The sequence below is a fragment of the Yersinia sp. 2542 StPb PI genome (assembly GCF_048593855.1).
GTDB lineage: Bacteria > Pseudomonadota > Gammaproteobacteria > Enterobacterales > Enterobacteriaceae > Yersinia > Yersinia enterocolitica_E.
The window spans coordinates 1-11,134 of sequence record NZ_JAZGQA010000147.1 but is presented as its reverse complement, the minus strand read 5'-3'; the positions used below and the strand labels follow the sequence as shown (position 1 = coordinate 11,134).

Sequence of the window (11,134 nt, the reverse complement as noted above, 5' to 3'; positions counted from 1 at the left end):
ATTGCTTAAATTCACTTATGTTAATGCCTGTGCTAATGGTCCATATGTTAATTAAGGTGAGTAGCATGCCCAGTTCCTCTTCAGGTTCTTCCCCATTACGCAAATTAAAATGGCACGGTCTGAAATGGAGTCGCTTGAAGAATATTGCCTTCCCACTGCGTATATTTTTGCTGCTATTAACCGTCTCGATCATTTTGGTTGGTACACTTGATCGTTTTCTGAGCCACAGTTTTGAACAATATTTACTGGATCAGGTCAGTAAAACCGCGATGAATCAGGCCAAGATTATCGCCGCGATGGATTCGGTGGTGGATGCAGTAAAACGCCGCGATAAAGCTCAGTTAGCACAAATTGTGGGGCGGTTAGGTGATACCTCAGATCTTGATTATCTGGTGATTGGCGATACTCAGTCGATTCGTCTGTATCACCCTAATCCGCAAATGATTGGTTATCCGATGCAATGGACGAAACCCGGTGCGCTGGAACGAGGTGAAAGTTATATCATTTTCGGTAAAGGCTCGATGGGGGAAGCGATGCGGGCTAAAACCCCGATCCGCGACGAACACGGACAAATCATCGGGGTCGTTTCTCTGGGCTACCTCATCAGCAAGATTGACCACTGGCGACTCATTTATCTGCTGCCACTCACTCACTCGTTTATCATGGTGCTGATTGTATTGCTATTGCTGTCATGGCTGTTTGCACACCACATCCGCCGCCAAATGATGGGAATGGAGCCGAAAGAGATAGCGCGAGTATTACGCCAACAAGAAGCCTTGTTTGGTGCCGTATTTGAAGGGCTGCTGGCGGTTGATCCTGAGGGAAGGATCACTGCAATCAATCAAAATGCGCGTAAAATGCTGCACATCTCCGCCACACCACAACAGTTAATAGGTTGCAACGTCAGTGAAGTGGTCTCACCTGACCATTTCTTCCTCGATCAAACCGGTGATAACCGTCAGGATGAGCTATGTACCTTTAATGGCTTGAATACTATCGCCAATCGGGCGGGTATTTGGTCTGAAGAGGGGGTGTTTCAAGGCTGGGTGGTGAGCTTTCGTAGCCAGGATGATATTCATACTCTTAGCGTCCAACTGAGCCAGATTAAGCAATATGTCGAGAATCTACGCACGGTGCGCCATGAACACTTGAACTGGATGTCAACCATCAGTGGGTTATTGCAGATGAAAGAGTTTGATCGGGCACTTGAGATGGTAAAAACCGAGTCTTCATCCCATCAGGCTCTGATTGATATGTTACGCACCGCGTTCAGTAACCGGCAAATTGCCGCTTTACTCTTCGGTAAATACCACCGGGCCAAAGAGTTAGGGCTGAGCTTGAACTTTATTCCCGGTTGCCAGTTGGGCATACTGCCGCCCACCATCGGGGAGAACGAATTGGCTGCTATCATGGGGAATTTACTGGATAACGCTTTTGAGGCTAGCTTGAAGAACCCGGAATGCGATAAACAGGTTGAAATTTACCTTTCTGATGAAGGGGATAACTTGATTTTGGAGGTTGCCGACCACGGTTGCGGTATCGATCCGCAACTGCAAGATAGCTTATTCGAACGCGGTATCAGCTCTAAAAATTCAGACGAACACGGGATCGGCCTGTACCTGGTAGCCACCTATGTTCAGCAAAGTGGCGGCACCATTACGATAGAAGAAAATCCGCCGCGCGGCACCTTATTTACGGTCTTTATTCCGAAGACGCGTTGATCTCAAAGATGAGGAGATCCCATGGAATGGCTTAATATTTTAGTGGTAGAAGACGAAACACCGCTGGCAGAGATGCATGCAGAATTTATCAAACAAAGCAGCTATTGCCACGAAGTTTGGCTCGCGGGTAATTTGCAACAAGCCCGCAGCATGGTGATGCGTTTCAAGCCTGATTTAATTTTGCTGGATAACTATCTGCCCGATGGTAGTGGCCTGGAATTACTGCGTGAGATGACCTTACAGGGTTTCTCTGGTGGCATTATTTTCGTCACTGCGGCCAGCGATAGTGAGACGGTATCTGAAGCAATCCGTTATGGGGTTTTTGATTACCTGATTAAACCGGTAGCCTATGAGCGGTTGGAGCAGTCATTAGCCCGTTACAGCCACCGCCATCAGGTATTACAAGATGGTACCAAGGTTAATCAGCGCCAGATCGATGAAATGTATAATACCTATGCCCGTGGTGAACAGAAAGTGACGCTACCATTAGGCATAGACCAGATGACATTGGACAAAATCCAAACCCTATTCAGTGATAACATGGCGGAGTACACCGCAGAAACTGTCGCCCAGGTTCTGGGATTAAGCCGTACCACGGCACGCCGTTATCTGGAGTTCTGTGCCACTAATCAGGCCCTACAGGCAGAAATTATTTATGGTAAGGTGGGTAGGCCACAGCGGATTTATCGCAGTAAAAAATCAGCGTAGTTGGCACAGCTCCCCACTCGACAGCAAAGGCGTTCCACCGTCAATCACGTGGAGCGCTTCATTTCTCAGATAATAATTGCCTAGTTAATAATCAGATTTTTCCTGCATCTGTTAAGCCTCTAACATTTTTGATAACAATTATTGCTACAACAAAGATTGATGAGCATCATGCAGGCTAGGTTCCGTAATACAGAAAAATCATGATTAATGTTGCATTGATAGATGACCATATTGTCGTCCGCTCTGGGTTTGCCCAACTGCTCTCGCTGGAAAAAGATATTCGCATTATTGGTGAATATGGTTCGGCAGCGCAGGCGTGGGCCGAACTACCGAATATCGATGTGCATGTTACCGTTATGGATATTTCGATGCCGGATGAAAGCGGGCTAAGTCTGCTCAAACGTCTGCGTCAAACCATGCCTCATTTTCGCGCAATTATTCTGAGTATTTATGACACCACCGCCTTTGTGCAAAGTGCGATGGATGCGGGTGCCAGCGGCTATCTGACTAAACGCTGTGGCCCGGATGAATTGGTTCAGGCGCTGCGGACGGTCAATGGCGGCGGCCTCTATCTGTGTGCTGACGCACTGCGAGCACTGCGTTATATACCACAACATCCGCCACAACTGGCAATATTAACGCCACGCGAGAAAGAGGTTTTCCAATTGTTAATCAATGGAATCAGTGTTAAATCCATTGCCGAGCAATTGTCACTCAGCCACAAAACCGTCCACGTCCATCGAGCCAATATTCTGGGCAAACTCAACTGTGAAACCACTGTCGAACTGGTGCATTTTGCCCTACAGCATCAGTTGTTGGCAGGTAATTAAGTATGTTACAGCTACGGTCGGTGGGGCTATCGCTGTTTCTGACCATCTTCTACTCTCTGAGTTGGCTCGCCCTGTGGACCATCAGTTTTTATCTCAGTAATGACGGCTTACACGCCGTTTTACTGCTGCCGCAAGGGCTACGGCTGGCCTTAATGATTCTGCTACCCCGCCGTTATTGGCCGGTACTGCTGCTGGCCGAATCTGGGATGTTGTGGTGGTTGTATAGCGAAAAGTTGCAAGTTACTGCCTTAATTGTGCTTTCATCGGCGCTGAGTTTATTGCCCGCCTGGCTGAGTCAACGTTTCTGGCATCACTACACCCTTTATTGGCAACGGCTGTTACTTTTACTCACTGCGGTGACGGGCAACAGCTTACTGCACGGCTTCGTACTGGGTTTTTGGCTGCCTTTATCGTTAACGCAGACCCTACTTGCCACCTTTACCGGCGGTATTTTGCTAGTCCCCTTTACCTATCTTATCTATGAATATTTAAAGCAGCAGCACATCCGTAACCTGTTTTCCCAACAGATGCCCGATCCGCCGCTGCGTACCTCGCTACTGATTTGGTGCTCGCTTATTTTTGCCATTGGCGTGTGTATACAGGTTGCTATTACGCCGAATATGGAGCGCCTGTTGCTGATTTTTGTTTTTCTGCCCAATGTGTTTATGGCTTACAAATTCGGTTGGCAAGGGGGGGTATTGGCTGCGGTATTAGGCAGCCTGATGATAACAGTCACCCGTCAGGCCAGTGGCGCTTTTCATGACCTGTCGGAACTGGAGCTGTTCCTCTCGACCCAGGCCTTACTGGGAATGACATTAGGTATCGCCATCAGCCGCCAACAGCAACTGACCCAACATCTGCACCGTTACCGCAATCAGTTAGAACAAGAACTGCAAACCCGCCGTAAGCTGATGGAACGGTTGGTGCATACCGAGGAGGATGTGCGCAAAGAGATCGCACGCGAATTGCATGATGAAATTGGCCAGAATATCACCGCAATTCAAATCCAGGCGATGTTAGTCAACCGCAGCGCCCCCTCTGCGGCAGCGCAATCTGCAGCAAATCAGATAAGTACCCTGTCGCAACGTATTCATCAAACCACGCGCCAACTGTTACGCCAGTTACGTCCGCCAGTTCTGGATGAAATGCCGCTGGATCAAGCACTGCACCATCTGGCTGAAGAATTTGCTTTTGCCGAGCAAGGTATCAACTTCCAACTGGATTATGCGCTGCCACCCGACCCTGGTGAAGATGCGGTGATATTCACCCTGTATCGACTGGTGCAGGAGTTATTGAACAATATTAATAAGCATGCCAAGGCTCGCAATATTCATGTCAGCCTGCGCATCGGTAACAATATCATCACGCTGGACGTGCGCGATGATGGCATGGGTATTCCGGTGCAACCGCCAGGAGGTGGTTTTGGCCTGCGTGGCATTGAAGAACGGGTGCGCGCACTGGGGGGAGACTGGTTACTGCAACGCCGGTTAGGTACCCGGGTGGTGGTCAATCTACCCACTCACGTCCGCAGTAATGACACTGTGAACCTGCCCACAAAATTGAATCAAAAGTCTTCATAAATAAGCATTATTCCTAGCCGCCTAAAACCTTGTCTCATCTCTTTCACTTTCACCTTCCCTACACTCAACTCACTTACTGGAGGAATCCATGCCTGCATCGCACACGTCGTCGAAGACTTTACCCCCCGAGCCTTTGACGCCGGAACAGGTGAATGCGCGTTATCGCTATTGGCGGCCGCGCCTGATGGCCGCCATGGTGATGGGTTACGCCGCTTTTTATTTAACGCGTAAAAGTGTCAATTACGCGATGCCAGTGATGCAACTGGAACTGGGGTTGGACAAAGGGGATATCGGCTTACTCGGCACCCTGTTTTACCTGGCTTACGGCGGTTCTAAATTTGTCTCCGGTATCGTCAGCGACCGGACTCAAGCCCGCTGGATTATGGGTATCGGCCTGATGATGACCGGGGTGCTGAATGTGGTGTTCACCCTATGCCACACCCTACCCGCACTGTTAATTGTGTGGACCTTGAATGGCTTCTTTCAAGGATGGGGCTGGCCGCCATGCGCCAAATTGCTCAGCACATGGTATTCACGCAGTGAACGCGGTAGCTGGTGGGGATGCTGGAATACCTCTATCAGCATCGGGGGGGCAGCAGTGCCTCTGCTGTCTGCCTTTCTGGCCTCGCACTATGGCTGGCAAGCCGCACTACTGGTACCGGGTGCGATAGGCATCGTATTAGGGATTTGGCTGTGCTGGCAGTTGTGCGATAAGCCGCAACAGCAAGGTTTGCCGACTATCGGCCAATGGCGGCGCGATCCACAGGATCAATGGCAGGAGCAACAAAGCCCGCCGATGCCGATGGGGCGTATTTTACGTGATGCCATTTTAGGTAATCGCACCATCTGGTTGCTGGGGGTCTCTTATGTGCTGGTCTATTTGATCCGCATTGCTCTCAACGACTGGGGCAATATCTGGCTGGCGGAGAGCCATGGAGTCAATTTGCTCAGTGCCAATGCCACGTTATCGCTATTTGAGTTAGGTGGATTATTTGGCGCGCTGTTTGCTGGCTGGGGATCAGATCTGTTATTTCGTGGTCAGCGGGCACCGATGATTTTGTTATTCGCGCTGGGGTTATTTCTGACTATGACCGCGCTGTGGTTGGCACCGGTACATAACTATCCGCTGCTGTCAGTGACGTTTTTCAGTATCGGTTTTTTTGTTTTCGGGCCGCAAATGCTGATTGGATTGGCGGCAACGGAATATACCCATAAAGACGCCGCCGGTACGGTCACGGGATTTCTCGGATTATTTGCCTACCTCGGTGCAGCACTCGCGGGATGGCCACTGGCGCAAGTATTGCAACATTATGGCTGGCAAGGTTTTTTTGCCTTACTGACGCTGGCATCAGCCGGAGTTGGGTTGCTATTAATGCCGCTATTAATGACCGGTATGAATTTGTCGGGGTTGGAACCCGCGCAAAAGAGATTCGCCCCACAAGATAAAGATAATCTTTAGCCCGCAATGGAGCGCAGGTGAGTAGTACCTAAAAAAGAAAATAAAACAGTACGTTACGTGAAGTCAGCACGATCTCGCCCCTACAACATCAGCCCGACCTGTCACCCCGTATCGGCGACAAAAAGGGATAAAAGGATAATGTTATGAAACTCGCACCACTCTCAGTTCTGATTGCCGCCGGCCTCACCCTGAGCGCCTTGACTACTGTCGCCAAAGCCGAAGGCCGTCTGGTGATTTATTGCAGTGCCACCAATGCGATGTGTGAAGAAGAAGCCAAAGCCTTTGGGGCAAAATACGATGTAAAAACCAGCTTTATTCGTAATGGTTCCGGCAGCACGCTGGCCAAAGTGGATGCTGAGAAAAAGAACCCGCAGGCCGATGTTTGGTATGGCGGTACTCTGGATCCACAATCTCAAGCGGGTGAAATGGACCTGCTCTATCCTTACCAGTCACCTAATCTGGCGCAAATCATGCCGCAGTTCCGTGATCCGGCCAAACGCAAAGGTAACTACTCTTCAGCGGTTTACATCGGCATTTTAGGCATGGGCGTGAATACCGACCGCTTGAAAGAAAAAGGTCTGCCAGAGCCAAAATGTTGGAAAGACCTGACCAACCCAGTTTACAAAGGTGAAATTCAAATTGCTGATCCGCAAAGCTCCGGTACCGCCTACACCGCGTTGGCAACTTTTTCACAATTATGGGGTGAAGATGCCGCCTTCGATTACCTGAAAAAACTGAATGCCAACGTGTCGCAATACACCAAATCCGGTATTGCCCCGGCCCGGAATGCTGCCCGTGGCGAAACCACAATTGGTATTGGCTTCCTGCACGACTACTCACTGGAAAAAGAGAAAGGCGCACCGTTGAAATTGATCTCGCCATGTGAGGGTTCCGGCTATGAAATCGGCGGAGTCAGTATCCTAAAGGGTGCTCGTAATCTGGATAATGCCAAGTTATTTGTTGATTGGGTGTTGTCAAAAGAGGCACAAGAACTGGCATGGCAGAAGGGCCAGTCCTACCAGATTCTGACCAATACCACGGCGGCAACCTCACCTAACTCGCTCAAGTTGGATGATCTGAAGCTGATTAACTACGACATGGACACTTATGGTGCCACAGAAATGCGCAAGAAGCTGATCACCAAGTGGGTCAACGACGTCAAGATGGGCCAATAAAAGCCCACAAAGGACTCCGACTCATATAAATAATTTATTTCTATAACCGAGTCATTGGCGTTACAGCAAGTGAATAACAGATCGGTCGGGGACCGGTTTGAATAGCATTCATGCCGGTTCGCAAGGTAAGCGAACATTGCTGTAACGCCAGGGACAAAGGGTATCTGGGGAACACCATGACACATGCACATGCTCTGCGGCTCCCGCAGACACGGGATGCCATTTTCTATTGGCTGGCTTTCGCCGTGGCTGCTTTTGCCCTATTGCCCACGTTTAGCCTGGATTACGGCCTGCTTGAGGCCAGTCGTTCGGAGCTACTGGCCTCTTATGGTTGGTCTGGCCTTAATATCAGTACGCTGTGGTTTGGCCTGCCGTTACTGCTGCTTTTCAGGCCATTGTCACCCGTTGGTCGCGAACATCGCTACCGCCATCTGTTTGATGCAGGCTATGCCTTATTCTGCGCACTGCTGGTGGTGGTAAGCTCAGCCTGGCTCGGGCGCGGGTTAGGATTTGCCACTATCGGGCTGTTTATCGCTCTGGGGGCAATCATTACTCTGGCGCTGGCGCGCCTTGAATGGCTGGGTGGTGACCGTTTTGTACTCGGATCACTGGTGACTATCATTGCCCTGATCACCGTTTTTATTCTGTTCCCCAGTATTGCCATTTTTATCCCGATCTTTACCGATGAGAGTGGCGCTTTTGCACCGTGGCAGTTTATGGCAATCCTCGGTCAAGCGCATATCCTGCAAGTTATCTGGAATTCGTTCCTGCTGTCGGTGGCGGTTGGCATAGGTTGTACCTTTTTCGGTATGGTGCTGGCTATCTATACCACGCGTATTGCCAAACGCTCCGCTTTGCTGGGGCGCATCTTCTCAATTCTGCCTATTGTTACCCCACCCTTTGTCGTCGGGCTGGGTGTAACCTTGATGATGGGCCGCTCCGGCTATGTGACAGAGTTGATGGTCACTTGGTTCGGACTGACCAATACTAACTGGTTATATGGCTTCACCGGCATCTGGCTGGCACAAGTTTTAGCCTTTACGCCGATGTCATTTATGATCCTCGATGGCGCAATCAAAACTATCCACCCGTCGCTGGAGGAAGCCTCTTATACCTTGCGGGCCAGCCGTTGGCAGACCTTTATGCAGGTGTTTTTACCCTTGCTAAAACCGGCGCTGGCCAACTCATTCCTAATCGTTATTGTGCAATCACTGGCTGATTTCAGTAACCCATTAGTGTTGGGTGGTAACTTTGACGTGCTGGCTACCCAAATCTACTTCTATATCACGGGTGCACAACTTGACTATCCAGCCGCCTCCACGCTGGGGGTTATCTTACTGATGTTTTCACTGTTTATCTTCTGCATTCAGTATATGTGGATAGGTAAACGCTCTTACGTCACCATTTCTGGTAAGTCTTCTCGGGGCGATGTCCAACCATTACCGGTATCACTGGTGTGGGGCACCACCGCCATGCTGTATGTGTGGATTGCCTTTAACGTCTTACTGTATGGCAGCATTTTCTACGGCAGTTTCACCGTCAACTGGGGGGTCGATTACACCCTGACGCTGAATAACTTTAATCAGCTATTTGGTCAAGGTTTCAGTGACGGCGCATGGCCTTCTCTGCTCGATACGCTGCTCTATGCGGGTATTGCTGCCCCTATCACCGCCGCCTTTGGTCTGCTGATTGCCTATATCGTGGTGCGCCAACAGTTCCGTGGTAAAAAAACCATCGAATTCAGCACCATGTTGTGCTTCGCGGTACCGGGTACGGTCGCGGGGGTGTCCTATATTCTGGCCTTTAACAGTGCCCCGGTGTACCTGACCGGTACTGCCGCCATCGTTATTATCTCTATGGTGATGCGTAATGTGCCGGTAGGGATACGCGCGGGGATTGCCGGGCTGGGACAACTGGATAAATCATTGGATGAGGCATCACTTAGTCTGCGGGCGGGTTCGCTGCGTACTGTGATTTATATTCTACTGCCGTTGCTACGCCCGGCGATTCTATCGGCGCTGATTTACAGTTTTGTGCGCGCCATGACTACCGTCAGTGCCATCGTCTTCCTGGTAACACCTGATACACGGGTCGCCACCTCTTACATCCTTAACCGGGTAGAAGATGGCGAATACGGTATTGCCATCGCTTATGGTTCGATTCTGATTGTGGTCATGCTCGCCATCATCTTCCTGTTTGATTATCTGGTTGGCGAAGCGCGTACTGCCCGCTCGAAAGCCAGTAATGCTGAATAATGACGTACTGATAAGGCTGAATGCTATGTCTACTATAAATACAGTATCTACTCAAAAAAATCTGTCAGAGCAAAAGACAGTCACTCGCGATAAGAAACATTTCGTCGAGCTAAAACACGTCACCAAGCGTTTTGGTAGCAATATCGTGATTGACAGTCTCAATCTGGCTATCCCTAAAGGGGAAATGGTCACCCTGCTGGGGCCATCGGGTTGTGGTAAAACCACGGTATTACGGCTGGTTGCCGGGCTAGAAAAACCGTCCGGCGGACAAATCTTTATCGATGGTGAAGATGTGACTGACCGATCTATCCAGCAGCGGGATATCTGCATGGTATTCCAGTCCTATGCCTTGTTCCCGCACATGTCACTGGGCGAAAACATTGGCTATGGTCTGAAAATGCTGGGCCGGCCGAAAGATGAGATTCGAGGTCGTGTACAAGAAGCCTTAGCGTTAGTAGATTTAGACGGCTTTGCCGATCGCTTCGTGGATCAAATATCCGGTGGGCAGCAACAACGTGTTGCGCTGGCCAGGGCACTAATCCTCAAACCTAAAGTGCTGCTTTTTGATGAACCGCTCAGTAATCTGGATGCTAATTTGCGCCGCAGCATGCGTGATAAAATTCGAGAATTGCAACAGCAGTTTACTATTACCTCGCTGTATGTTACCCACGACCAAAGTGAAGCCTTTGCCGTGTCTGATACCGTGCTGGTGATGAATAAAGGTAAAATAATGCAAATTGGTGCGCCACAAGAACTGTATCGCCACCCCGCCTCGCATTTTATGGCCAGTTTCATGGGCGACGCTAACGTCTTTCCAGCCACTATTCACAGCAGTAGCGTTGAAATCTTCGGTTATCACATCCCTAAACCACAGGGATTTGCCGCCCAACGGCAACAGTCCACCGTGGGTGTACGACCAGAGGCTATCACGCTAAGTCAGCAAGGTGAGCCAAGCCAGCGGTGTACTATTAATAAAGTGGCTTATATGGGGCCGCAATATGAGGTACTGGTGGATTGGCAAGGTCAATCTTTGCTATTGCAAGTAAATGCCACACAACTGCAACCCGCCCCCGGTGACAGTTATTATCTGCAAATCCATCCCTATGGCATGTTTGTTCTGGCTGATACACCCCAGTAGACTTGTTGGCGAGCAGCGTAACAATACGTTGCTCGCTCTTTCGTTAAACAATCGGCCGCTTTTTGCGCAAGGATTGAGCTAAAAGTCAAAATTCTCAATAAGTTGCGCAAACTGTAAGCAAACAATCCAAATTTACTGTTTCCCCTTTGACATGTTCCTCATACCCCGCTATTATTCGCCCCGTTCAGACAATTCCTCTGTAGTTCAGTCGGTAGAACGGCGGACTGTTAATCCGTATGTCACTGGTTCGAGTCCAGTCAGAGGAGCC

The 11,134-nt window shown here is 49.8% G+C and carries 8 protein-coding genes and 1 tRNA gene; all 9 read left to right on the top strand.

All coding sequences use genetic code 11. The annotated features are described in order from the left end of the window. Nucleotides 1–44 precede the first annotated feature (44 nt). The 9 genes from dpiB to V1952_RS16050 all read left to right on the top strand — a co-directional run bounded on the left by dpiB (nucleotide 45) and on the right by V1952_RS16050 (nucleotide 11,132). Nucleotides 45–1,721: a sensor histidine kinase DpiB gene (gene dpiB, locus V1952_RS16090; protein ID WP_372558563.1), complete on the top strand. Its 1,677-nt coding sequence runs from the start codon at nucleotides 45–47 to the stop codon at nucleotides 1,719–1,721. A gap of 21 nt (nucleotides 1,722–1,742) precedes the next feature. Next, a complete protein-coding gene (dpiA, locus tag V1952_RS16085; protein WP_420075110.1) occupies nucleotides 1,743–2,429 on the top strand; it encodes a two-component response regulator DpiA in 687 nt (228 codons plus the stop codon). A gap of 200 nt (nucleotides 2,430–2,629) precedes the next feature. Then, entirely contained in the window at nucleotides 2,630–3,259 is a 630-nt protein-coding gene (locus V1952_RS16080) for a response regulator (RefSeq protein WP_083159218.1), read from the top strand. A 2-nt stretch (nucleotides 3,260–3,261) separates the two neighbouring features. Continuing rightward, nucleotides 3,262–4,839, top strand: coding sequence for an MASE1 domain-containing sensor histidine kinase (locus V1952_RS16075; protein WP_372558561.1), 1,578 nt, complete (start codon nucleotides 3,262–3,264; stop codon nucleotides 4,837–4,839). An 88-nt stretch (nucleotides 4,840–4,927) separates the two neighbouring features. Then, a complete protein-coding gene (gene uhpC, locus V1952_RS16070) occupies nucleotides 4,928–6,298 on the top strand; it encodes an MFS transporter family glucose-6-phosphate receptor UhpC (protein WP_420072055.1) in 1,371 nt (456 codons plus the stop codon). 143 nt (nucleotides 6,299–6,441) lie between these two features. Further along, nucleotides 6,442–7,473, top strand: coding sequence for an ABC transporter substrate-binding protein (locus tag V1952_RS16065; RefSeq protein ID WP_372558559.1), 1,032 nt, complete (start codon nucleotides 6,442–6,444; stop codon nucleotides 7,471–7,473). A gap of 176 nt (nucleotides 7,474–7,649) precedes the next feature. Further along, nucleotides 7,650–9,728 (top strand): ABC transporter permease, encoded by a 2,079-nt coding sequence (locus V1952_RS16060; protein WP_372558558.1) that lies wholly within the window; start codon nucleotides 7,650–7,652, stop codon nucleotides 9,726–9,728. Nucleotides 9,729–9,753: 25 nt separating this feature from the next. Further along, nucleotides 9,754–10,866, top strand: a complete 1,113-nt coding sequence (gene fbpC / locus V1952_RS16055) for a ferric ABC transporter ATP-binding protein (protein WP_420072053.1) — start codon at nucleotides 9,754–9,756, stop codon at nucleotides 10,864–10,866. A 193-nt stretch (nucleotides 10,867–11,059) separates the two neighbouring features. Next, nucleotides 11,060–11,132 (top strand) — tRNA-Asn (locus V1952_RS16050). The last annotated feature ends 2 nt before the right edge of the window (nucleotides 11,133–11,134 follow it).

What these genes read in the sequence shown, in the direction of transcription:
- dpiA (WP_420075110.1), top strand. Translation starts at nt 1,743, where the DNA reads ATGGAATGGCTTAATATTTTAGTGGTAGAAGACGAAACACCGCTGGCA.
- dpiB (WP_372558563.1), top strand. Translation starts at nt 45, where the DNA reads ATGTTAATTAAGGTGAGTAGCATGCCCAGTTCCTCTTCAGGTTCTTCC.
- fbpC (WP_420072053.1), top strand. Translation starts at nt 9,754, where the DNA reads ATGTCTACTATAAATACAGTATCTACTCAAAAAAATCTGTCAGAGCAA.
- uhpC (WP_420072055.1), top strand. Translation starts at nt 4,928, where the DNA reads ATGCCTGCATCGCACACGTCGTCGAAGACTTTACCCCCCGAGCCTTTG.
- V1952_RS16075 (WP_372558561.1), top strand. Translation starts at nt 3,262, where the DNA reads ATGTTACAGCTACGGTCGGTGGGGCTATCGCTGTTTCTGACCATCTTC.
- V1952_RS16080 (WP_083159218.1), top strand. Translation starts at nt 2,630, where the DNA reads ATGATTAATGTTGCATTGATAGATGACCATATTGTCGTCCGCTCTGGG.
- V1952_RS16065 (WP_372558559.1), top strand. Translation starts at nt 6,442, where the DNA reads ATGAAACTCGCACCACTCTCAGTTCTGATTGCCGCCGGCCTCACCCTG.
- V1952_RS16060 (WP_372558558.1), top strand. Translation starts at nt 7,650, where the DNA reads ATGACACATGCACATGCTCTGCGGCTCCCGCAGACACGGGATGCCATT.